This window comes from Paenibacillus sp. DS2015, assembly GCF_050433705.1.
In the GTDB taxonomy this organism is placed as follows: domain Bacteria; phylum Bacillota; class Bacilli; order Paenibacillales; family Paenibacillaceae; genus Paenibacillus_AQ.
Window position 1 is genome coordinate 36,473 of record NZ_JBNPWS010000004.1, and the last position, 22,541, is coordinate 59,013.

General features: G+C 43.1%; 22 protein-coding genes. 9 read left to right on the forward strand and 13 right to left on the reverse strand.

What is annotated here, in order from left to right:
• Positions 1 to 65: 65 nt before the first annotated feature.
• The 5 genes from J2T13_RS05205 to J2T13_RS05225 form a co-directional block, all read right to left on the reverse strand.
• Entirely contained in the window at positions 66 to 1,070 is a 1,005-nt protein-coding gene (locus tag J2T13_RS05205) for an acetyl-CoA carboxylase carboxyltransferase subunit alpha (protein ID WP_429369004.1), read from the reverse strand.
• A complete protein-coding gene (gene accD, locus J2T13_RS05210) occupies positions 1,071 to 1,961 on the reverse strand; it encodes an acetyl-CoA carboxylase, carboxyltransferase subunit beta (protein WP_429369006.1) in 891 nt (296 codons plus the stop codon).
• A gap of 89 nt (positions 1,962 to 2,050) precedes the next feature.
• A complete protein-coding gene (locus tag J2T13_RS05215; RefSeq protein WP_429369008.1) occupies positions 2,051 to 2,239 on the reverse strand; it encodes a glutamate decarboxylase in 189 nt (62 codons plus the stop codon).
• Positions 2,240 to 2,326: 87 nt separating this feature from the next.
• Entirely contained in the window at positions 2,327 to 2,839 is a 513-nt protein-coding gene (locus J2T13_RS05220; protein WP_429369010.1) for a phosphatidylglycerophosphatase A family protein, read from the reverse strand.
• Positions 2,840 to 2,999: 160 nt separating this feature from the next.
• Positions 3,000 to 6,641, reverse strand: a complete 3,642-nt coding sequence (locus J2T13_RS05225; protein WP_429369012.1) for a DNA polymerase III subunit alpha — start codon at positions 6,639 to 6,641, stop codon at positions 3,000 to 3,002.
• 143 nt (positions 6,642 to 6,784) lie between these two features.
• Between J2T13_RS05225 and J2T13_RS05230 the strand changes: the two genes are divergently transcribed.
• From J2T13_RS05230 to J2T13_RS05240, 3 genes are read left to right on the forward strand one after another with little or no spacing between them, the layout of a single operon-like run.
• On the forward strand, positions 6,785 to 7,111 hold the full coding sequence (locus J2T13_RS05230; protein WP_429369014.1) for a YtrH family sporulation protein: 327 nt from the start codon (positions 6,785 to 6,787) through the stop codon (positions 7,109 to 7,111).
• A gap of 2 nt (positions 7,112 to 7,113) precedes the next feature.
• Positions 7,114 to 7,602: a hypothetical protein gene (locus tag J2T13_RS05235; RefSeq protein ID WP_429369016.1), complete on the forward strand. Its 489-nt coding sequence runs from the start codon at positions 7,114 to 7,116 to the stop codon at positions 7,600 to 7,602.
• A gap of 58 nt (positions 7,603 to 7,660) precedes the next feature.
• Positions 7,661 to 7,963 (forward strand): YtpI family protein, encoded by a 303-nt coding sequence (locus J2T13_RS05240; protein ID WP_429369018.1) that lies wholly within the window; start codon positions 7,661 to 7,663, stop codon positions 7,961 to 7,963.
• 88 nt (positions 7,964 to 8,051) lie between these two features.
• Here the strand turns inward: J2T13_RS05240 and J2T13_RS05245 are convergent, their stop codons facing one another.
• The 3 genes from J2T13_RS05245 to J2T13_RS05255 all read right to left on the reverse strand — a co-directional run bounded on the left by J2T13_RS05245 (position 8,052) and on the right by J2T13_RS05255 (position 10,254).
• Positions 8,052 to 9,386, reverse strand: a complete 1,335-nt coding sequence (locus tag J2T13_RS05245; protein ID WP_429369020.1) for a DRTGG domain-containing protein — start codon at positions 9,384 to 9,386, stop codon at positions 8,052 to 8,054.
• A gap of 140 nt (positions 9,387 to 9,526) precedes the next feature.
• Positions 9,527 to 9,811, reverse strand: a complete 285-nt coding sequence (locus J2T13_RS05250; RefSeq protein WP_429369022.1) for a hypothetical protein — start codon at positions 9,809 to 9,811, stop codon at positions 9,527 to 9,529.
• A 98-nt stretch (positions 9,812 to 9,909) separates the two neighbouring features.
• On the reverse strand, positions 9,910 to 10,254 hold the full coding sequence (locus J2T13_RS05255; RefSeq protein WP_429369024.1) for a YlbF family regulator: 345 nt from the start codon (positions 10,252 to 10,254) through the stop codon (positions 9,910 to 9,912).
• Positions 10,255 to 10,405: 151 nt separating this feature from the next.
• On the opposite strand from J2T13_RS05255, the gene J2T13_RS05260 reads away from it, so the two are divergent.
• From J2T13_RS05260 to J2T13_RS05280, 5 genes are read left to right on the forward strand one after another with little or no spacing between them, the layout of a single operon-like run.
• On the forward strand, positions 10,406 to 11,773 hold the full coding sequence (locus J2T13_RS05260) for a YheC/YheD family protein (RefSeq protein ID WP_429369026.1): 1,368 nt from the start codon (positions 10,406 to 10,408) through the stop codon (positions 11,771 to 11,773).
• Between the two features lie 11 nt (positions 11,774 to 11,784).
• Positions 11,785 to 12,912, forward strand: a complete 1,128-nt coding sequence (locus tag J2T13_RS05265) for a YheC/YheD family protein (RefSeq protein ID WP_429369028.1) — start codon at positions 11,785 to 11,787, stop codon at positions 12,910 to 12,912.
• Entirely contained in the window at positions 12,909 to 14,285 is a 1,377-nt protein-coding gene (locus J2T13_RS05270) for a YheC/YheD family protein (protein WP_429369030.1), read from the forward strand. Before J2T13_RS05265 ends, J2T13_RS05270 begins: the two co-directional genes overlap by 4 nt.
• Entirely contained in the window at positions 14,282 to 15,391 is a 1,110-nt protein-coding gene (locus J2T13_RS05275) for a YheC/YheD family protein (protein WP_429369032.1), read from the forward strand. The genes J2T13_RS05270 and J2T13_RS05275 overlap by 4 nt, the downstream gene beginning before the upstream one ends.
• Positions 15,392 to 15,435: 44 nt before the next feature.
• A complete protein-coding gene (locus J2T13_RS05280; RefSeq protein WP_429369034.1) occupies positions 15,436 to 16,590 on the forward strand; it encodes a YheC/YheD family protein in 1,155 nt (384 codons plus the stop codon).
• 29 nt (positions 16,591 to 16,619) lie between these two features.
• Here the strand turns inward: J2T13_RS05280 and J2T13_RS05285 are convergent, their stop codons facing one another.
• The 5 genes from J2T13_RS05285 to J2T13_RS05305 all read right to left on the reverse strand — a co-directional run bounded on the left by J2T13_RS05285 (position 16,620) and on the right by J2T13_RS05305 (position 21,531).
• Positions 16,620 to 17,300, reverse strand: a complete 681-nt coding sequence (locus tag J2T13_RS05285) for an HAD family hydrolase (protein WP_429369036.1) — start codon at positions 17,298 to 17,300, stop codon at positions 16,620 to 16,622.
• Between the two features lie 121 nt (positions 17,301 to 17,421).
• Complete coding sequence (locus J2T13_RS05290; protein ID WP_429369038.1) at positions 17,422 to 18,441, reverse strand: Gfo/Idh/MocA family protein; 1,020 nt, start codon at positions 18,439 to 18,441, stop codon at positions 17,422 to 17,424.
• Positions 18,442 to 18,479: 38 nt separating this feature from the next.
• Entirely contained in the window at positions 18,480 to 19,568 is a 1,089-nt protein-coding gene (locus tag J2T13_RS05295) for a Gfo/Idh/MocA family protein (protein ID WP_429369040.1), read from the reverse strand.
• 10 nt (positions 19,569 to 19,578) lie between these two features.
• Positions 19,579 to 20,343 (reverse strand): sugar phosphate isomerase/epimerase family protein, encoded by a 765-nt coding sequence (locus J2T13_RS05300; protein WP_429369042.1) that lies wholly within the window; start codon positions 20,341 to 20,343, stop codon positions 19,579 to 19,581.
• A gap of 21 nt (positions 20,344 to 20,364) precedes the next feature.
• Positions 20,365 to 21,531 (reverse strand): Gfo/Idh/MocA family protein, encoded by a 1,167-nt coding sequence (locus J2T13_RS05305; RefSeq protein ID WP_429369044.1) that lies wholly within the window; start codon positions 21,529 to 21,531, stop codon positions 20,365 to 20,367.
• Between the two features lie 158 nt (positions 21,532 to 21,689).
• Here J2T13_RS05305 and J2T13_RS05310 point away from each other — a divergent pair, with 158 nt between their 5' ends.
• Entirely contained in the window at positions 21,690 to 22,517 is an 828-nt protein-coding gene (locus J2T13_RS05310) for a helix-turn-helix domain-containing protein (protein WP_429369046.1), read from the forward strand.
• Positions 22,518 to 22,541 lie beyond the last annotated feature (24 nt).

Sequence of the window (22,541 nt, forward strand, 5' to 3'; positions counted from 1 at the left end):
TTTATCATCTTTTCAACTATTAAATTTACTACAGAAACATCAATTTGTATAGGAAATTTGTCATACTACTCATTAATTAAAGGCTGAGGATCAGTCGGATCTGTGGGTAAGGTCTGTTCAAAAGCGAACTTACCTAACTTGCGGAATTTAAGATATCTATCTTCCTTCAGTTCCTCTGTATCCATCGTGGAGAGCTCTTCCAGATGGCGAGTTAGGCTACTTTTAATTGCATCCGCTGTTACGACATAGTCCCGATGTGCTCCGCCTTGAGGTTCAGGAATAATATCTTCAATCACTTCAAGTTGAAGCAAATCTTGAGCCGTAATTTTCATGGCTTGTGCTGCTTGATCAGCTCGAGTAGCATCCTTCCAAAGGATCGAAGCTGCTCCATTAGGAGAAATAACAGAATAGATCGCATGCTCTAGCATCAGCACACGGTTGCCCACAGCCATGGCAAGGGCTCCACCACTTCCACCTTCACCAATAATCACACAAATAACAGGCACGCCTAAAATCGACATTTCCCGTAAATTTTGCGCTATGGCCTCAGATTGACCTCTCTCTTCAGCAGTATTCCCAGGATACGCTCCCTTAGTATCAATAAAAGTAATAATCGGGCGCTTAAACTTGTCCGCTTGCTTCATAAGCCGAAGTGCTTTTCTAAAGCCTTCGGGGTGTGCGCTTCCAAAGAAACGGGCAATATTCTCCTTCGTATCCTTGCCTCGCTGTTGTCCGATAACCGTTACAGGAATATCATTCAGTTTAGCGATTCCTCCAACAATAGCTAAGTCATCCCCAAACATTCTATCCCCATGTAACTCAATAAAGTCCGTAAATATGAGTTGCATTAAGTCTAGCGATGTTGGACGTTGTTGATGTCTTGCGAGATGCATTTTTTGAGGTGCGGAAATTTGTGAATAAATTTCTTTCTCAAGCACGCTATATCGTTCTTCTAGCCTGGTAATCTCATCCGTGAAATCAATTTCTTTTTCTTGCCCGAATGTCTTTAGTTCATCAATCTTCTTGCGCATTTCGAGTAGAGGTAATTCAAAAGGCAACTCTCCTGCCATTTAAATACCCCCTTTCAAACAATGAAATTCCAAAAGATTTGCGAGCATTGCACGCATCTCTTTCCGGTGAGTCACTAAATCCAATTGGCCGTGAGCCAAATTATATTCCGCTGTTTGGAAGTCGTCTGGAAGTTTTTGACGAATGGTCTGTTCAATAACACGTCGTCCTGCAAAGCCAAATACAGCCCCTGGCTCCGCGATATTAATGTCACCAAGCATAGCAAAACTAGCAGACACGCCTCCCGTTGTGGGGTCAGTGATAACAGAAATATAAAGCCCTCCCTGTTCATTAAAACGTGCAAGCGCCGCACTTGTCTTGGCCATTTGCATTAGGCTGAGTATGCTCTCCTGCATTCTAGCACCACCAGATGTTGAGAAAATAATGAGTGGAAGTTGTCTTTCAGTAGCTGCCTCAATAGCACGGGTAATCTTCTCCCCAACTACTGAACCCATACTTCCACTGAAAAAGTCAAAGCTCATAACTGCCACAATAACAGCGTATCCTGAAAGAGTCCCTTGTCCCGTAATGACTGCTTCTCGCAGACCCGATTTCATCGCCTGCTCTTCAAGCTTAGTCGCGTAACCTGGGAACTGAAGTGGATCTACAGAGATCATATGGCTATCAAACTCTTCAAATCCTTCTGGATCTAGCGTGATCTGAATCCGTTCTATAGCATTTAGACGCATATGATAGCCACAGGTAGCACAAACCTTCAAATTCTTCTCCAGTTCTTTACTGTACTGGATTGTGCCACACTTACTACATTTGCTCATAAGACCTTCCGGAACTTCCCGTTTTGGACGTTCGCCTTCTACGTTACTATCCCGTCCCATACGTTCTGAAGGAATGGTCGCGTATTTTCTTTTCTTCTGAAATAAGTCTTTAAACACACCACTACACCTCTCCAGCCGTTAATTTGTTGGCCGTTCTTTCCCTTAAATCTTTATTATACACAATTCTAAGAATCCTATAAATATCGCTACGGTTGCAAAATCGAATTTAGCACTTCCTGAACTTCCTCTAGTTCTCCAGAAGGAACCAAAATCTCAAATTGTTGTTTGGACAGGTTGATAGGACGGCTCTGAACCAAAAATCCTTCTTCTGTTAACTTGGTCTGAATCCTATCCGCAACCTTAGCGGTAGGCGCGATGTAGATTACCGTCCACAATTCAAATGCCCCCTAATCTCATTTTTTCAAGCTCATATAATGAACTCATGATACCATAATTATCTTTTTTTCCGCAACAGAGAAGACCTAATTCAGGCCTGTTTCAACATCATCAGATATTAAATATAGGGTCGCCCCTTCATATCGATGTGCAATTCGCGCTGAAGCAGCAGCAGCCAAACCAGCCACCAAATCATCTAAAAATACATGAATCTCATCTTTTTTACTGTTTAGTCTATCAATAATGCCTACTTTTTCTTTATCTAAATAACCAAAACTTGTAAGTCCAATCATCCCATACACATTAATAATACCGAGGGCCAACGTTTCATCAACGCCATAAAGGGGTTCATCCGCTTCCATGATGGATTGAAGAGGCTGTGGCAGTAGCTTACGCTCTGCTAGCTGATCGAGGGCAATTCCTGTATACAGTGTATATTGTACTTCACGTTTATTTAGGACTGATTTCACGCTGAGCAAACATTCTTCTACCGTTAACTGTGGATGATACACAATCTGAAGTCTATATACGATCTCCGCTATATCCTCAATGGTAACTCCTCTAGATTTAAGCATAGCTTCAGCTATTGCATATGACATAGTCATTCCTCCCGTAAGTATCTCATTTGGAAACACCTATTACTAGATTTGTCCACTGTGAGTATGTTGTCCTTAGGTGTTCCTAAGTGTATGCGAGAGGGGTCTGAAATGTTCATATTATATTCAAAATCAGTATTGGCGTAGCGCCCAATCATTATCGTTACTTTATTCGTACCGTTCCTTCACCTAACATTTGTTCCATCTCATGGATCAGTTGCTTAGAAGGTTCGATACGATATTGATCACTAAGCGCCAGCAACTTCTGACTTTGTTCATAAAATAGTACTGTCGCTACAGAACCAGGATGCTGCTGGAGTAACTTCTTCAAGCGTGTAAGTAGCTCAGGGTTCTCTGCCTGCGCTTCAATCTTAACAAATACACGTTGTTCTACAGCCGTATTTTTCTGTTCTTTCACAGTGTTAGTTGTAGCTTGTGTGGCAGGAGTCTCGACAGAACCACCCTTAGTAACATTCTCCGTAACTGGTCTGTTATTAGAATTAGAGCTAGCTTTAACTACCCTATCCTTAACTCTTGATTGCGCAGAGGACGTCGTCTTTCCAGATGGAGCTGTTCCCGCTGTGCGAGTAGACGCCCCCCGTTTCACCAATTGCTGAAAGGCCGTTGCATCTAGTGGCACTACTTCTTCTGCCAGCAACTTAAAGCCCTCATCTTGTTGCTGCACTCTAGCACGCAATCCAAGCAAAGCCCCTTTCTCAACCCATGCCGCGCTCTTCTTCCATATTTCAGGAAAAAGAACCACTTCACAGCGCTCAATCTGGTCTTCCATATCCATGAACGCCATCGCTTTGCCTTGCTTCGTCATAATAACCTTGGTCGAGACGACCATGCCTGCCACAATGACTCTGGAATCATCGGGCACTTCACTAAGATCCATTAAGCGATCTACGCCCGCTTCATTTATTTGAAGATCATAATCATCCAAAGGATGTCCTGAAAGGTATAGTCCGAGTAATTCACGTTCCAACTCGAGCTGCTGTCCCGCACTAAATACAGGAATATCAGGATATTCAATATTCCAATTCGCACTTTCCACGAAATCAAACAATTGAATTTGTAAGTCATCTCGTTCTTTACGCCATTTCAAAGCGGCATCGACGGTTTCATCCAACATGGCAAGAAGCTGTGCTCTATGTCCAGGTAACGTATCGAATGCACCTGCCTGAATTAAAGATTCAATGACACGTTTATTACATACGCGCAGATCAATACGACGACAGAAATCCATCATACTCTCGAATGGCTTCTCTTCTCTAATAATGATTATATTCTCAACAGCTTGCGTACCCACATTCTTGACGGCACCTAGTCCGAATCGAATATGTCCAGGTCCCGGGGTGAAGAGTACACCACTTTCATTCACATTGGGTGAGAGAACGCCAATCTCCATTCGGCGACACTCCAGCACATATTCAGCAACTTTACGATGACTCCCCATTACAGCAGTCAACATAGATGCCATAAACTGGACTGGATAATGTGCTTTTAGATAAGCCGTCTGGAATGCCAATACACCATATGCAGCAGCATGTGCACGTGGAAAGCCATAATCAGCAAACCTGACGATCATATCATATACACGGTTAGCTTCTTCTTCCACATATCCCTGATTTAGGCTTCCTTCTACGAAGTGACCTCGTTCTCGGTCAAGCACTTCACGTTTCTTTTTAGATACAGCACGTCGCAACAGATCCGATTCACCCAGCGAGAAACCAGCCATTAGAGAAGCGATCTGCATAATCTGCTCTTGGTAAACGATGATGCCATAGGTATCCTTTAGAATAGGTTTTAAATCTTCATGCGGATACTCCACTTCAAGTAACCCGTGCTTGGCCTGAATATATTTAGGAATGAACTCCATCGGACCCGGACGGTACAACGCTAGCACAGAAATGATATCTTCAAATTCTGTGGGCTTTAGATCTTTCAATACACGTCTCATTCCGCTAGATTCAAGCTGAAATACCCCTGTCGTATCTCCATGCCCCAGCATATTATATGTGAGTGTATCATTATCGGGAATTTGGTCGAAATCAGGGACATTTCCTGTCATTTCTTTAATCCATCGCATGGACCGCTCAATAATAGAGAGTGTTCTTAATCCTAGAAAGTCCATTTTCAACAACCCGATACTCTCCAGATGTTCCATTGAATATTGGGTTAAGGCGGTCTTTTCGCTGCCGACTTGCAGAGGGACCACATCCGTCAAAGGATCCCGAGAGATCACGACACCTGCGGCATGCGTTGAAGCATGGCGTGGCATCCCTTCAACCTTCATAGCCATATCCAGCATACTGCCAACTCTGCCTCCCGCATCATGAAGCTTCTTGAGCTCTACGCTCAACTCCATGGCACGAGCAATATGAATACCCAATTGATTCGGAATAAGCTTAGCCGCTCTATCTACCTCGCCATAGGGAACATTCAATACTCGTCCTACGTCTCTTACCGCAGCCTTCGCTGCCATCGTTCCGAATGTAATAATCTGAGCTACGTGATCTTTCCCATATTTATCAACGACGTACTCGATCACTTCATCGCGCCGCTCATCACTGAAATCAATATCAATATCAGGCATGCTGATTCGTTCAGGATTAAGAAAACGTTCGAAGAGTAAGTTATATCTCATAGGGTCAACATTCGTAATCTGAAGCACATAGGCCACAAGACTTCCCGCTGAGGAGCCCCGTCCAGGACCCACAGCAATCCCTTTTTTATGCGAATAGGATATAAAGTCCCACACAATAAGGAAGTAATCCGCAAATCCCATGTTCTCAATGACTCCAAGCTCATAGGATAGACGTTGCTCAAGCTCTGCCCTACTCTCCGCCTCGTTCCAACGAATAGTTCCTTGATACCTTTGCTCAAGTCCCGCTAGACACAGATTACGTAAATACATCGCTGAAGTTAGGCCATCAGGGATCGGATTATATTCAGGTAAAATATATTTGCCAAATTCAAGCTCTAAATGACACTTATCCGCTATTACTAGCGTGTTATCAATAGCCCCCCGAATATGCGGAAACAAGCGGGACATCTCCTCCCCACTTTTGAAATATAACTGATCTGTAGGTATTCTTAGTCGATCCTCATCCTCAACGTTCTTGCCAGTACCGATGCAGATTAACACATCTTGCATTTCCGCATCCTCACGCTGTAGATAATGCACATCGTTCGTCGCTACGAGCTGTATTCCTGTCTCTTCACTGAGTTGAACTAAGCTGGGATTCACTCTTTTCTGCTCAGGTAATCCATGATCCTGTAACTCAAGGTAGAAATCTTCGCCAAAAATCTCTTGGTAACGCAAGGCCGCCTTACGTGCCTCCTCGTACCTACCATGCAATAAATGTTGAGGAACTTCTCCTCCCAGACATGCACTAAGACAAATAATACCTTCGCTATAATTCCTAAGCGATTCTAAATCTATTCTAGGTTTATAATGAAAACCTTCTAAATGCCCAATAGAGCATAATCTCATTAAATTGCGGTAACCGATCTCGTTCTTGGCTAACAATATTAAGTGATGAATAGGTTGATCCTTACGGCTGCCTCGTTCTTTACGTGATCCTGAAGTGAAATAGACTTCACAACCAATAATAGGCTTAATCCCCTTGGCCTTGCATGCTTTGTAGAACGGAACAGCGCCATACATGACTCCGTGATCCGTCAATGCCAGTGTCGTCATCCCGTAATCTACAGCTTGCTGCACGAGGTCTGTTATCCGTGCGGCTCCATCCAGGAGGCTATATTCACTATGAACATGAAGATGAACAAAAGAAGCCATGTCACTCCTCCATTTCGCTGATAGTTCAATTTCTTTCTCTTATTTTATCATAATCCACTAGGTAGCGCCCATAGAATAGAATATTAAGATCACTCGGACAGGCGGTATGAGTAACCTTCCGCACTAGGAAAGGGGAACGATTCATGAGCACTTTTTTAACCAAAGCCATATTGGACTTCTTCATTGCCTTCGGCATTGTATTCGGAGGAGCCATGTTGGGTGGTATAGGGGCCGTAGCTTCTCTGCAGCCTCCTACACACACCATGCTCGATATAGCGGATCGTATTAAAATATGGGCGTTAGCTGCCGCTGTGGGCGGAACCATTGATCCCATGCGCGTCATTGAAAGCAATTTTTTGGGAGGAAACCTATCTCCAGCAATCAAACAGATTCTCTATCTCCTATTTGCTTTTCTAGGTGCACATATGGGCAGTGAATTAGTGAAGTGGATATGTAATGGTAGGGATTAGAAATGCGAGTTCCCCCATTTAAGCGATTCCGCCCCTTTTCACAGTTGGCGTCTATCTTTGTATTAGGTATGGTCATCGGAAGTGTTATGTATAATGGCATATTTCATGCTAGTTATAATAATCTATGGCTCAAATATCAAGATTTAAGAATTCAAATAGAGCAGTACGAAGAAGATATTAAAACTTTAAAGAAATATAATAAGCAACAAACAGTGATCAAAGAAATTAGAGCTCGCGCTGAGCAGCAAGACCCCCCACTAGATTCTATTGTTGTAAAAGAGATTCTACTCAAGCTCAGCAACGACTTGGACGTATTAAGGGGACGTAGTGTATTCGAAATTGACACAGATAACAAAATCACAAGATCTTTACTGAATGGAAAAATCTACACAGTGCGTGATAAAGAATATGAAATTCAGATCAAAACCATGCTGATCTTGGAAGGTGTATTACAAGTTTGGGTCGAAATAACTGTTTCTGTACGTTCCTAGCTTAATCGTGATAAAATAATAAATAAATTTAACGATGATCTAAGGAGAGCCACATGATATGATTACTGTTATTAAATATCTATTGTTTATATTATTAATTGCCTCTTGTGCCACTTCAGCATACTTTAGTCTTCGTTCACGCCGTTCTTCAAATCCTACAGAGCGCGGGATGTATGGTGCGCAGATGAATATCCTTATGGGTGTTATGCTCGTTATTCTGTCCATTATTTTCATGTTTATATTCAAAGGCTCAACGCCAGCTATTATTGTTGAGGCCTTATTCCTGATCCTAGGTGCCTTTAATATCTTCGCGGGTATTCGAAATCGTGGCTTCTATGCGAATCAGAAAACGAATATATAAGGTAGAGGTCCATCAACATCTCATCACGTGCTAAAAAGCCCACATCGTTCCTAAATCAGGATGATGTGGGCTTTTTAGCGTTGGAATTTTATCCATGTTCAATCGACTGTAACATCATCACTGCCTTGGAAACGAGGCTATCTTGATGTGTAATTTCAATCTCCAACTTACAGGTCCGACGGCTCATTTCGAGTAGTCTAGGCATAATCACGATTGGATCTTCAATCTGTACGGGACGTACGAAGTATGTTGACATGTTATCCAGCACATAATCATTACCTGAAATATCCTTGGCAGACTTACAAGCTGCCTGTGTCATCACGCTAGATAACACACCCTCAGAGATTGTCCCTAAATTCGTTGCCATCTGGGGAGTTATAAATCCATGAAAAAACAACTGCCCTTCCATATCCCGTTCTTCACCCATACCATTCCATATCAGATGATCAAAGGTCTCACCCAGTTGTGGCTGCTGTTGAGCGTTTCTCATCGCCTGCAATACCTCTTTACGTAGAACCGTAGCTATTAATTTACGATTACGATCCACAATGGGTAAGAAATCAATACCCTCCCACATCATAATCTGAGCTGCCGATGCGAGCGATGTCTGCAAGCTTGTCGTAATGGGATTCCGAATCAGAACTTTCTCTATACTATGATCATCCGGTAGATCACTAACATCTCGTAAATTAACGATTCCAATCACGCGATTCCATTCATCTGTAACAGCGAATCTCTGTTCAGATGTCCGTTCTGCTAGTGCCTTGCATTCTGCAGTGGTACTTGATATTTTGAGAGAATTGAGTCTCGGCTTATTTCCAACAATATCTTCAACAATCATAATTTTCTTCTTAATTAATCGGTCAAATATCGCACGATTGATCATGGAGGCTACGGTAAATGTATCATGTCGAGAAGAGAAAATAGGTAATCCCAATTGATCGGCAAGCACTTTCACTTCACGACTGATTCCGAATCCACCCGTGATTAATACGCCTGCTCCTTGCTCCAACGCTAGCGAATGAGCATCATCACGATTACCCACGATCAACAGACTCCCTGCATCGATATAACGTACCATCGCATCAATTTTCATCGCCCCGATGACATATTTATGCAGGTTTTTGTGGAGTCCATCAGCACCCCCAAGCACTTGACCTTCTACAATATCTACCACATCTGCAAAGGTCAATTGCTCAGAAATATTACGAGGCTTCTTCTCAACCCGAACGGTACCAATACGCTCTTTCGTGATGACAATGCCAAGGTTCTCTGCTTCCTTGACTGCGCGATAAGCAGTTCCCTCACTGACTCCCATTTCTTTAGCCAGTTTGCGGACCGATATCTTCGTTCCCACTCTTAATCCTTCGATGTGCTGTAGCAACTGTTCATGCTTAGTAATCGTGTCGTCTCGGCTCTCCATCTGTTACACTCCCACCCTCAAATCTGTACTATACTGTACTCATTATATCATGTTATTCCTATAAAATACTAATGACAAAAAGCAGCTCTTTGAATTAAAAGAGCTGCTACAAATATCCATATAACAATGGCCGAAACCTCTTATACACTCTTACTTTTCTCAGGTTCTTCAGGCCAGCTCAATTGCCACTTTGCAAGCTTTGCCGCTCTAATCCGATCAAGTGCTTTCTTCTTCTCCTCATCTACGCCTAGAATGAAATGAAGATGAGCTCCAATCACCAAAAAAGCAAATAGCACCCATACGAAACCAAATGCGGCAATCCATCCACTACCTGTGCTAAAGGATAGATTCGGAATAGCATACAATAACATTCCTAATGCCAACAGCATGTACAAGAAATTCTTGAACTTCCCTTTCTTTTTCATCCACCATAACACTCCTTCATCTTGAATCTATATTTCTATTCTATGAAGAGTCCAGATGAAATATGAGAGAAGATTTACAAGAATAACAGAATCACATCTTACATCGTTGGTCCGTATACATGTTGAAGGCTATCTGAGATGATTTTGTTCACATCCTCAATGATGACACTAAGACGACGCTCAGCCTCGAACAATCGACGGATATTGAGGTTCAGTGTAAGGACATCAAACGTCTTCTCCATCTTTTCCATCTCTTCTGGTGAAGGCATATCTCCAGACATCATGCGTTGTTGAAGCTCCATCTGGCGCTCACGGAAATCCTCAAGCATTTTTTTTCCTTCAGGGTCTGTCTCAATTATGCTCATAGCAGAGCTAATTTCTGTAACCTCTTCGCTCTCTTTAAGTGCCTTAGCTAGATCATGTGCTTTGTCATAAATATTCATTCGTATATTTCCTCCTTTGAATTCCTCTTCATTTCGAAAAATGGTCAATCACCAAGGGATATATGTCCTCATATGATGAATTACATGCAATGTTCAGATACAGTCCATATCTGACTCAAGACATCAAGTTGTTGTTGGAAGGAGATCCACGATGTCCAAAAAAAAGATATCGGTCCATATGTTCAAACCGGGCATTGTGCAAGAACATACGATCTTGCTCGGCGAGAGGCTTATTAAACTGTGGAAGATTCCCACAAACCGCCCTCTGCAATTAGCATTTGGTTCCTTCAGACAGGAGATTATCGTCTCACCTATTCCTAAGTTCACGGGTATGAGGATCAGTACAACGTTATCTAGCCAAATGGGTATTCACTCTGCCCCCATTCTGAGAATCTCATATAACGCAGGAAGCCGGACGCTTCGTATAGGACCGCTAATCGGCGTCATGATCAGTCGTGATTACCCTGACACACCTGATAAACCATTTGGTTCCATCTCCCTGTTCTGTCGAGAACTGGTCAATGCCTGCAAGAAGCAAGGCGCCTATGTTTACTTTTTCACACCGGATCAGATCAACCCAAATCACAGCACAATTCAAGGCTGGATCTATGACAATGGCTGGCGTGTGACTGAAATGCCTATCGCAGATGTCGTGAACAACCGCTTGACTTCACGAAAATTAGAGAATAAATCAAGCGTACAGCATTTCATGAAAGAAGTAAAATCCTTGCACGGAGGCCATGTTTTTAATGAGAAATTTCTAGATAAGACTGAGGTTTTCGATTATTTAAAGCAAAACTCTTCTCTCACACGCTTTATGCCAGAGTCTTATTCCCTAAATGGTTATGAAGTGCTGAAAAAAATGTGCACTCGTTATCCTGTCGTATTTCTCAAGCCAGTTCGCGGAAGTCTCGGGAAGGGAATTATTCGTATTTCCAAACAACCTAACGGTACTTTTCATTCATTATCCACCAGTGTGGGCGGGACTCACAGGCAAATATATGCCAATCTTCCCAAGTTATTCTCCGGCATTTCAGGAAAAATGAAAAGTACACGGTATCAAATTCAACAAGGTCTCAATCTGATTGACCACGGTAAGCGTCCAGTCGATTTTCGAGCCTTAGTGCAGAAGAACGGATCAGGTAAATGGAATATCACGTCCATCGTAGCTCGAATAGCTGGCGGCAACCATTTCGTATCCAACTTAGCTCGAGGCGGAAGTCTCAGTAACGTGAAAGAAGCTGTTAATAAAAGTAATATGCCCTTAGCTTCCAAGAACTCAGCCTATGCCAATTTACATCAAGCCGCTTTACAAATAGCTACGGGCCTAGACACTCTCATCCCAGAGCATTTCGGTGAGCTAGGGATCGACCTAGCGATGGATACTACAGGGCGAATATGGTTGTTAGAGGTTAATTCTAAGCCATCTAAGAACGATAACACCCCCCTGAACGAACAAAAAATAAGACCTTCTGTCAGGCAGCTCATTCAGTATTGCTGTTATTTGTCAGACCTTTAAAGGAGACGGTCATGACTCCTACTATAATCGGCACGCTAGGGATTTACTGTTGTGGTAAACTCGGGGATCCTCCATTCACGGAGGAACAGTTCTGTCGTAATCTAAGCCTTGCAGGTGGCAAGTACGGCATACAGGTCGTTGTATTCTCTCCAGAGGGAGTGCTCGATGATCAATCAACCATACATGGATATAAATATGAACAGGGTCGCTGGATAAAAGCCCAGTTCCCATGGCCAGATATGGTCTATGATCGGTTTCATTATCACAAAGGAAGCCCTAAGGATGCAGCTTCAAAGGTGCTTGCTAGTGCCTCAAGAAGGAAATCTTGCACGATGTGGGCTAGAGGATTACCCGGCAAATACAAAGTTTATAACGTACTGAAACAAGACCCTAACATTCATCCCTATCTCCCCCCTACTTTTCCCTACTCAGGACCCAGGTCTCTAGAGAAATATCTACTTCATTATGAGGGCCAAGTATTTATGAAGCCCCAAGCAGGTTCACAAGGTAAATCAACTCTTCATATCCGGCTAGACAATCGTCAGACAGAGTTACTTATTATTCACGGTCGCGATCGTCACAATAAATCATTCTTGCGTAAGTTTATAAAGCGTAGAGATGGATTCGAATGGATTCAGCATTTTATTAAGCAAACGCCATTTATCATTCAACCCTACTTACATCTGTATAACAAGCAGCAGCATCCTTTCGATGTACGTGTGCTTATGCAGAAAGAGGCGCATGGAAATTGGATGCTTACAGGTATGGCAGCACGTGAAGGAAACACGGGCGAGATTACCTCTAACCTGCATGGTGGCGGAGCAGCAACCTCCGTCTTGCCCTTCTTAATTCAGGAATTTGGAGATGCACAAGCCGAGCAGATGGTGGCTGTTCTACACAAACTATCGAGGGATATCCCACCAATACTAGAAAATTATTATGGTCGGTTGGGCGAACTTGGCATCGATTTCGGTATCGATCGCGAAGGAAATACTTGGCTTCTTGAAGTGAACTCTAAACCGGGTCGCACCTCATTTAATCATATAGGTGATCCCCGTAGCGCAGTTCTGGCAGCAGAGAATCCGCTTCGTTACGCCCGTTATTTATTGCTTCGACAACTTAGGAGGGTAAATTCATGAGTTTGACTTTTTGCAACGTTCATTTTTCGCAGCAGCCCGAGAAAGTCGTCTACATTTCCAATACACTAAGGAAAAGTCTAAAGCTATCTGACAAAAAAAGAATTCAGCTTCGCTTAGGTACAAATGTGGTTCCAGCAGCGCTCAAAACGATAAATAAATCCGGGAATCACCTCTATCTAGGGTCGGGTGTGCGCAACAACATTCATGTCCCTAAATCAGGTGGAGTTTATGTACGTAACTTGGAGGAGAATGAATTCCAGATTGGTCCTCTTGTCGGTATTCTATCTGATGGCATGACGACCTCTCTTAACCAACCCTTCGGTTCAAGAACAGGCTTTATCAAACAGTTGCTTAGGGAAGGAAATAAGAAGTGCTACATCTTTGTTTTTACACCGAAAGATATCAACTGGAGTCAAGAAAATGTCCGCGGATATTTCTTGAGTGAATCGGGTCAATTCACGCGTAAGGTTGTCCCTCTCCCTGACGTAGTATACAACCGGCTACCGAGCCGAAAAGCAGAAACAGGCGGGACTATGCATCAATTGAGGGAGAGATTTGCTCGCAAAAAAATCCCCTTCTTCAATTGGAGTTTCTTTAACAAGTCCGATATTTACAACTTAATTGAGAACGATAATACGGTTAATCGTTATGTCCCAGAATCTATCATGAACCCAAGCACAGACAAAATAAAAGATATGTTGGATCGGCATCAATTTGTCTATTATAAACCTTCTGGCGGCAGTCTTGGCAAAGGGATTTATCGCCTAACTTACCTACCCAAACGTGGTTATTTCGCCCGCTATCGTAAAAGCACGGAGAATGTACTCCTACGATTTAGTAATTTCAACAGTCTTATGCGGATGCTCCAATCCAGACACGGAAAAACATTGCATGGGTATGTCATTCAGCAAGGTATACGTCTGATCGAGATAGACAACTGTCCTATTGATTTCCGCTTCCATATGCATAAGAACGGTAGCAATCAATGGGTCGTCGTGGGCGTCGGAGCTAAAAAAGCCGGACGCGGTAGTGTAACCACACATTTAAAAAATGGTGGTTCGCTCATGACACCTGAGCAAGCACTTAGTCGTACCTTCGGTTCTAAATCAGAGGAAGTATTGAAGCATTCCAAGCAAGTAGCGATCGCCCTTGCAGAAGCTATCGAATTCCATCACCAGCATCTTCTTGGCGAAATCGGGTTTGACTTAGGAATTGACCAAGACGAGAAGATCTGGATGTTTGAAGCCAATGCGAAACCGGGTCGCTCCATATTCAATCATCCCTCCCTAAGAAATGAGGGGAAAGCCTCTGTCGAACATATCCTGGAACATTGCTTATACTTAAGCAAGTTCCGCAGGAGGGATATCTTGTGAATGGGCGATATGTTGAGGACAACAAACCCGTTGTAGCCATATTGACCATGCCAGACCCGATCAAAGGGTTTAGAGGAAACTACGCTAACTTTGAGGATATTATACGTACAGGAAAGAACTTAGGCTTTCCTGTCTATGTTGTCACGGTTCGAGATCTGAAATTATCCGCACATATGGTCAAAGGATATACCCTGAATACGAGCGGTGAAGACTGGGAATCGCAGTATTTCCCATTACCTCAAGTGATCTACAATCGCATTCCTCAACGAGAAGATGAAGAAAGACCTGCTGTTCAGCATAAAATTAGTGCTTGTTTACAACATCCCCATATCCGTCTCTATAATCCTTATTTTTTCAACAAATGGCATCTTTTCAAATGGCTTAAAGCCTCCAAGTCCACTGACTATTTGGTACCCATGACGAAGAAACTCAGTAAAGAAAGTTCCCTAGCCAAAATGCTTCAAAAGTACTCCTTCTTATATCTCAAGCCTGAGAGTGGAAAAGCCGGAAAAGGCATCATGATGCTTAAATATCAAAGTGGAAAAACGCTACCCTATAGACTAAAAATTCAAAGCAATACAAACAGCATTACGTATAAAGCGGCTAGCATGAAAAGACTCTGGATTCGACTCAAAAAGGAAACCGGGACCTCTCCTTATATTATCCAACAAGGTATTGAGCTTGCCACTGTAGATAATCGTCGTTTCGATCTTCGAATTCTGGTTCAAAAAACGGGCAAAGGTCAATGGGGAATTACAGGAATAGGCGCTAGAATGGCTGGTTCGAGGAGCATTACAACACATGTTCCAAGAGGGGGAAGTATTGAGAATCCACAGAAACTACTCTCGACTTTATTCGGGCCAGACATGAAGACCACCATCATGAATCGTGCAAAAACTTCCTCCCTACTCATTGCTCGTCAGATTGAAAAGGCCTCTGGATTTGATTTAGGCGAAATGTCAATGGATTTAGGCATTGATGACACAGGAAGAATTTGGTTCTTTGAGGCCAACGCTAAACCCATGAAGTTTGATGAATCCCACATTCGTAAAAGATCATTAGAACAAATTTTTCAATACAGCCAATATTTAGCACGCCAAACGTAGCATCACTATTCTGCAACTACTTCTATCCAAGAAGGTGAACCGAAGTGTCATACCCCGTCTTAGGTATTCTAACGTTATACCTCAATGATAATAAACAGCTAGAGGAACGACCGGTTTACCAGAGCATGATTATCGAAGGAGCAAAGTTAGGCCTCGACATTTATATATTCACTCCTATGGATGTTAATGATACTAAAAAAAATATTTATGCTTTGATGTATGACCCAGAGCGAAAGAAATGGTATCGAAAGTGGCGTGATTTTCCCGATATGATCTATGATCGTTGTCGGATTCAGCATAGCCACAGGTTCCAACAATTGTTGGAATTCCGCAAAACCTACAATCACCTGCTATTCTTGAATCGTCCGTTACGCAACAAATGGACGATTCATGAGGTTCTATCTAAACGAGCGGACTTAAGAAAACATTTACCTGAAACCAAAATGTTCAAAAACTTATCCGATGCCAAGGCCATGCTGAAGTCCAAATCGATCCTATATCTAAAGCCTGTGAATGGTACGGGTGGACGTGGAATTCTGCGAATCGAGAAGTTAAAGGGTTCTTCTAATCACTATTACGTTCAAGGACGTAACCAACAGAGAAAGATTATCACGCCCCAAAAGGTCCATTCAGCTCGTCTAGGCTCTATTCTTCATACTTGGAATATGAAAGATCGATATCTCATTCAGGAAGGAATTCCTGTTGAGTTACCCAATGGACGTGTCCACGACTATCGCATGCTTGTTCAGAAGAATAAAGATGGAGCTTGGGCATTAACCGGAATTGCTGGACGTGTAGGGGCGATGCGGAGCGTTACCTCTAACCTACATGGAGGTGGGAAGGCGGTCTCTATGGATATCCTTCTTGCACAGTGGATTCCCGAAGAGAATAAAAGGCTAAAAGTCAAACAACAAGCTAAAACACTAGGACTAGAAACTGCGGCTTACTTAGAAGCAACTTATGGCGCATTGTGTGAGCTTGCACTTGATTTAGCCATTAATAAGAATGGGGATGTCTATCTACTAGAAGTAAACCCCAAACCAGCCAGAGAGGTATTTGCTAAAAGTGGACAAAAGAATATTTATAGGCGAGCTATTATCACGCCCCTAGAATATGCACTGTGGGTATACCATAGAAAAAAGTCTCCCCCTATTCCAGAAGAAAAAGAAAAGAAATCGGAAAAGGAAGAGAGTGAATAAGTAAAGAATAGAGCAGATTGATCAACAGATCAATCTGCTCTTTCATACAAAGATAAGAGCTGTTCAAAAGATGTGATGATCTCATCCGAACCCTCTAGTTCTTCATCTCCACCGAATCCTGCATATTGACAACCTACAACAAATTGCCCATTCTTCTTCCCTGCTTCTACGTCTGAAGAACGGTCACCTACCATCCATGCAGATTGAATATGATGAGTCTTTAATAGAATATCTACCAAGTCAACCTTGGAGCGCGTATTATATTCTCCAGCACTATATAGATCATCAAACAAAGGTGTCAATGCGTGTGATTGAGCAACACCCTTAACGTAATGTTCAAGCCCGTTGCTAGCTACAAATAATTTCACACCTTGATCTTTGAGTGACTGCAATGTTTCTGCAACGTTAGGATACAATTGTGATGTCCCATCATTACGACTTAAATACTCAAGCTGGAGTTGCAGTAATAGTTCATCGGCCCGGCGACGTGTTACCTCATTTGTACCCGGCATTACTTTTTTCCAGATATCTTCCAGAAGCATACCTAAACAACTCAGAATAATTTCCTCAGGAGGGGTAGCCCCTATAAATAATCCTTCTTTACGAAGAATATTGAACATTTCATGATATGCAGGTAGCAATACCGTTTCTGTCTGAAATAAAGTACCATCCATATCAAAGATCATGGCTTCAGGCTTCGTTAATTTCATCTTATCTTCCACTCCAATTCATCCCTTCTAACTATGTATATGGTTTAATGATAACGGAACCATGCCAGGCTTGCAAACGAAAGAAGAAGGCCCCTCAAAGTAGAGTGAGCCCCTTCTTCTTTCATTTTTCTTGTGGCTTTGTGCGATTCGATGAGTTATAGATGTCCGAGACAAGTTTTAATGCCTTTATCCCCTCATGCCCATTCAGCCAGAACGCCTTACCCTCTCTAACATGTCCGTAGAAATCCTGAATGAGTCTACGATGTCCTGTCCCCCAATAAGATTTACCTACAGTAGTAGTAATATCAGAAAAAGGCTCACATAATAAGGTCTCCTTGCCATCCTTCCAGAGATAAAGGCAATCTCTACGTAATAAAAGAGTCCCTTGTTCAAAAATCAGCTCCATCTCAACCGGTGAATTAACGAGATAACCGTTGGTAGCATAGAATACTGCTCTGACGTTATTACTGAAATCAATACATGCATGGGCCGTATCCTCTACTTCAATAACCCCATTCAGAACATCTGTCGTCACACTGCCCCGCACCGATGCAATCTCTCCACCAAACCATTGAAGTAAATCCAGTGTGTGGATCGTCTGGTTGATTAGTACACCGCCGCCTTCTGTATCCCAAGCCCCTCTCCAGGTACTATCCCTATAATAAGCATCATTGCGATGCCAGGTAACGATTCCCTTCATGCAGATCAAATTTCCCAATGTACCCGACTCTATCATCTCTTTCATGCGGAAGGAAGGATCGTTATAGCGGTTCTGAAACACGACTCCCAGCTGCCCTTTACTGTGTTCTGCTGCTTCCAGCATTCTCCTGGCTGAGGGGAGATCTACCGCCAATGGCTTCTCGGTCAGTACATGCTTCCCGGCATTTAACAAGTCGATAGCCATCTCCGCATGAAGGTAATGGGGGGTACACAAATGTACGACCTTAATATCTTCTCTGTCCAGAATATCTCTGTAGTCGTGTGTTGCTAGGCATCCATATTCAACTCCTGCCTGATCTGCTTTCGTCATATCACTATCTGCAACCGCAAGCAGCTTTATGCCCTCAAGTCCAGCTATCGCATTGGCATGGAGAGGAAATATAGATCCGCAGCCTATGATGGCCGCTCCAAGTTCATTCATCTTATGCACCATCCGATCTTCTTTCTATGCTGTACGCGTTATCTTAATGTAGCTGGTGTAAGATTGATAGCTTGGACCTGTGCCTTAAGGCATAGCTCCGCTGCTTTAAAGACATGGGCTTGCGTCATCGCAAATTCAGTCCTATGCAGACAATCCAGAATCAACCCCCCAAAAAAGGGGTAGCCGACCTTACCCTCAACTTGCTCATAGTGCTCACCGTTTCCATCTACCCAATACACATGATCTTTAGAGTTTGAACGGCCGATATCACTGTATTTTCTAAGTTCTATATAGCCTTCAGTCCCCATAATAATAGTGCGGCCATCCCCCCACGTGCCCAGACCGGCCGGTGTGAACCAATCCACGCGAAAATACTGTGTCGCACCGTTGTCGCCTACAAGCGTCGCATCTCCGAAATCTTCAAATTCAGGGTAAGCACTATTATTATAGTTGGCAACCTTGCTATGGAGCACATTGGCATCTTTGCAGTCACTATAATAAAGAAACTGCTCAATTTGATGACTGCCGATATCACATAGAATACCTCCGTATTTCTGACGCTCGAAGAACCATTTCGGACGACTTGGCGCATTTAACCGATGGGGTCCGATCCCGATAACCTGAAGAACACGACCAATAGCCCCCTGATGTATAAGCTGACCCGCATACACCGCGCTCTCCACATGCAACCGCTCACTGAAATAGACCATATACTTTTGCTTCGTTATGCCAGCTTGAAGCCGTGCTGTTTCCAGTTGCGCAAGTGTAGTAAAGGGGGTCTTATCCGTGAAATAATCCTTACCATGTGCCATGACCTTTAGACCTAGCGTGCTCCTATCCGCGGGAATAGCTGCCGCTGCAATCAGACGAACCTCAGGGTCCTCCAATATTTCTTCAGCAGAGCGGGCAAGTTTAACACCCGGATACGTAGCTATAAAGGCTTTTACTTTTACAGGATCAGGATCATAAACCCACTTTAACTGAGCGCCTGCCTCTACAAGTCCATTGCACATTCCGTAGATATGTCCGTGATCCAGCGCAATCGCAGCAATAACGAATTCTCCCGGGCCAACTACCGGCTTAGTTTCATGACTGGGAGCATAATGCATCCCATCATTTCGGCTCATAGATATCCACCTACACTCTCTGAAGTAAGTAATTAAGGCTGATCTCTAAACTATCAAAAGGATCACGTCGACACACATCCTGCTCGACAACATACCATTCCACACCTGTCTCACGGCACACGTCAATAATCTCATTGTAGTTCATATTTCCCTCCCCTATTTCCGCAAAAACTTGTTTCCTAGAAACGATTGCCATATCCTTCAGATGCACAACCTGCATTCTGCCATTCACTTTGCGAATCCATTCGACCGGATTCCCTCCGCCTGATTGAACCCAATACAGATCCAGTTCAAATCCGACAAATTCCGGATCCGTCTCGTTCAAAAGTACATCCATTCCCGTGAGATCATCAAAGCGTTCAAATTCAAAGTCATGATTATGATATATAAATTGTAATCCATATTCTTCTTTTAACTTGCGTGCGATCCCGGAAACCAGCTTTGCAAAAGTTCGATACCCTTCGAGACTCGTTCGATACTCCTGTGGCAAGCCTCCCAGTCCAATATACTTGCAATCCCATAACTTATGTTGCTGCGCAAGCGCATCCAAATCATTCACTAATCTGTCCCACGGAACGTGAGTTGCACATAGGGTAAGACCAGATTCTTCGGCATAGGTTTTTACCAACTGTGGATCTATGGGTCCAATTCCTGAGATTTGAACGGCTTGATAGCCGATGGCAGCTAGCTTTTGAAAAGAAGATCTAAGATCCTCTGCTGTCTTAGTGAAATCTCGTAAGGTATACATTTGAGCTGCGATTGTTGATTGTTCCATGTTCTATCATCTCCCTTTTTTTTAATGCGTTCCCGTTACATCCAAGGTCTTATTCTCAACGTTTTCTTTCTTAAAAGTGGAGCCCTTAATTTGATCAGTCAACTTCTCATAGAACAAATCAGCATTGATAGGCAGCTCCACCCAATTATCAGTCCATGCTGAAAGGTACATGGCATTGGAAAGGGTTAAGCCCAGAATCCCATCTTCACCCGGTGCAAGCAAAGGCTCATCGTGCAATATGGCGTTTGTAAAATTCCGTAGAATTCCTATGTGTTGCTCGCCCTTGCCTTCCTTCACCGGGATTTCGCATTTCCAGCATTCCGGATTGCCAAAACCTCCCGCCGTAAATTCAGCATTGAATTTCGGCTCTGGTGTACGTAAACGCCAAAAAGTCAACTTTTCATCCTCTACGACAATTTTTCCGTTGTCCCCTGTAATCTCAAACCGATTGGTTCCTGGAGCTTCACCCGTAGTTGTAATAAATAACCCTGTAGCACCGTTCTCATACTCTACATAAGCGGTTACATCATCCTCAACCTCAATATTTCGATATTTACCAAAATGACAGAAGGCTCTAACGCGCTTCGGCATCATCCCCGTAGTCCATTGCCATAAATCCAGTTGATGCGGATCTTGGTTAAGTAACACCCCGCCGCCTTCACCAGCCCATGTAGCCCGCCAGCCTCCGGAATCATAGTATTTTTGTGTTCTATACCAATTGGTAATAATCCAGTTCGTGCGGCGAATCTCTCCCAATTCTCCTGATTGGATAAGATCTCTCAGCTTTTGGTAGAGAGGATTGGTGCGCTGGTTATACATGATCCCGAATTTCCGGTCAGACTTGGCGGCAGCATCATTCATCTCCTGCACTGCCTTTGTATATACACCAGCAGGCTTTTCCACTAACACGTGATATCCATAACTTAAGGCTTCAATGGCAAGTGTCGGATGATCGTAGTGTGGCGTAGATATTAATACTGCATCTATGGTTTGGGATTCAAATAAATCAGTTGTGCTACTGTACTTCATCACATGGTCTGGCAAATGCTCTTTCGCCCACTCCAGCCGTTCCGTACTTATATCACATACTGCAGTCAGTTCAGCACCCTTAATTTCATTTAGGAGACTAACAGCATGAGCTCTACCCATATTTCCAATTCCAATAATGCCATAACGGACTTTTTCCATTTCTGAGCACTTCCCTTTATGAGTTTATATTAAGAGGATATACCCCTTTCCAGATCATGAACATGACCGTTGTTAAGATTATTTTGTAAATAAATAAGATGTTTCAGGTAAATGAAGTCTGTTATAATAAAATGAGAACGTTTTCAAGGAGTGAGACAGTGAATAATCCATTCGGCCTTACAAACCACCTGATCGAAAATCTAAATGTGACAGTGACGCATGCCCAGCTCAGCAGTAAATATCCAGGATGGAACCGTACCCTGGAGACTCCTTCCTTCAACCGGTTCTATTTCATAGATAGCGGAGAAGGGAGCGTGACCCTAAACGGAATCACTCACTATCCTAAGCCCAATCAGCTTATGATCATGCCCGCTGGCACCACACAAACAACGGATACTTCTTTGGATAATCCTTATACCCGTTATTATTGCCACTTTGATGCACGTATTGGTGAATGGCCTTTGTTCCACTCTGCTAACAAGTTATATATCAGTGAACCCCCTGATCCAGATTCTGTGCGAACGATCTTCTCAGACATGATTCAGCAGTTTCGTAACAAGGATATTCTCTCCACACTGCGTATTCAGGCCTCTTTCCTTAACTTATTGGCCTTATGTCTGGAATCCGGAGGCTATACTGATTTCATGGAAGAATTCATACAGACCAGTGAACAGAGCAACTTGGCACATGTTCTCCAGTACATAGATGAACGTCTAGGTGATCCGATGAATGTCGAAGAATTAGCAGAGCTCGTACACTTGCATCCGAATTATTTCATTCCTTATTTCAAAAAATTCATGGGCGTCCCCCCCATGCAATACGTCCAGCTAAAACGTATGGAGTTAGCCAAAAGACTGCTGTCCTATTCAATTTCCGGCATTTCTGATATTGCAGATCAAGTAGGGATGGAGCTGGCACATTTCTCTAAATACTTCAAAAAAAACACCGGCGTTTCACCTTCATCGTATCGAAACAGTACCAAATAAAGAGAACACAATAGTGGACTGATT

What these genes read in the sequence shown, in the direction of transcription:
- J2T13_RS05240 (WP_429369018.1), top strand. Translation starts at nt 7,661, where the DNA reads ATGATTACTGTTATTAAATATCTATTGTTTATATTATTAATTGCCTCT.
- J2T13_RS05220 (WP_429369010.1), bottom strand. Translation starts at nt 2,839, where the DNA reads ATGTCATATGCAATAGCTGAAGCTATGCTTAAATCTAGAGGAGTTACC.
- J2T13_RS05270 (WP_429369030.1), top strand. Translation starts at nt 12,909, where the DNA reads ATGAGTTTGACTTTTTGCAACGTTCATTTTTCGCAGCAGCCCGAGAAA.
- J2T13_RS05250 (WP_429369022.1), bottom strand. Translation starts at nt 9,811, where the DNA reads ATGAAAAAGAAAGGGAAGTTCAAGAATTTCTTGTACATGCTGTTGGCA.
- J2T13_RS05300 (WP_429369042.1), bottom strand. Translation starts at nt 20,343, where the DNA reads ATGGAACAATCAACAATCGCAGCTCAAATGTATACCTTACGAGATTTC.
- J2T13_RS05255 (WP_429369024.1), bottom strand. Translation starts at nt 10,254, where the DNA reads ATGAATATTTATGACAAAGCACATGATCTAGCTAAGGCACTTAAAGAG.
- J2T13_RS05230 (WP_429369014.1), top strand. Translation starts at nt 6,785, where the DNA reads ATGAGCACTTTTTTAACCAAAGCCATATTGGACTTCTTCATTGCCTTC.
- J2T13_RS05225 (WP_429369012.1), bottom strand. Translation starts at nt 6,641, where the DNA reads ATGGCTTCTTTTGTTCATCTTCATGTTCATAGTGAATATAGCCTCCTG.
- J2T13_RS05285 (WP_429369036.1), bottom strand. Translation starts at nt 17,300, where the DNA reads ATGAAATTAACGAAGCCTGAAGCCATGATCTTTGATATGGATGGTACT.
- J2T13_RS05205 (WP_429369004.1), bottom strand. Translation starts at nt 1,070, where the DNA reads ATGGCAGGAGAGTTGCCTTTTGAATTACCTCTACTCGAAATGCGCAAG.
- J2T13_RS05235 (WP_429369016.1), top strand. Translation starts at nt 7,114, where the DNA reads ATGCGAGTTCCCCCATTTAAGCGATTCCGCCCCTTTTCACAGTTGGCG.
- J2T13_RS05260 (WP_429369026.1), top strand. Translation starts at nt 10,406, where the DNA reads ATGTCCAAAAAAAAGATATCGGTCCATATGTTCAAACCGGGCATTGTG.
- J2T13_RS05290 (WP_429369038.1), bottom strand. Translation starts at nt 18,441, where the DNA reads ATGAATGAACTTGGAGCGGCCATCATAGGCTGCGGATCTATATTTCCT.
- J2T13_RS05305 (WP_429369044.1), bottom strand. Translation starts at nt 21,531, where the DNA reads ATGGAAAAAGTCCGTTATGGCATTATTGGAATTGGAAATATGGGTAGA.
- J2T13_RS05245 (WP_429369020.1), bottom strand. Translation starts at nt 9,386, where the DNA reads ATGGAGAGCCGAGACGACACGATTACTAAGCATGAACAGTTGCTACAG.
- J2T13_RS05265 (WP_429369028.1), top strand. Translation starts at nt 11,785, where the DNA reads ATGACTCCTACTATAATCGGCACGCTAGGGATTTACTGTTGTGGTAAA.
- J2T13_RS05295 (WP_429369040.1), bottom strand. Translation starts at nt 19,568, where the DNA reads ATGAGCCGAAATGATGGGATGCATTATGCTCCCAGTCATGAAACTAAG.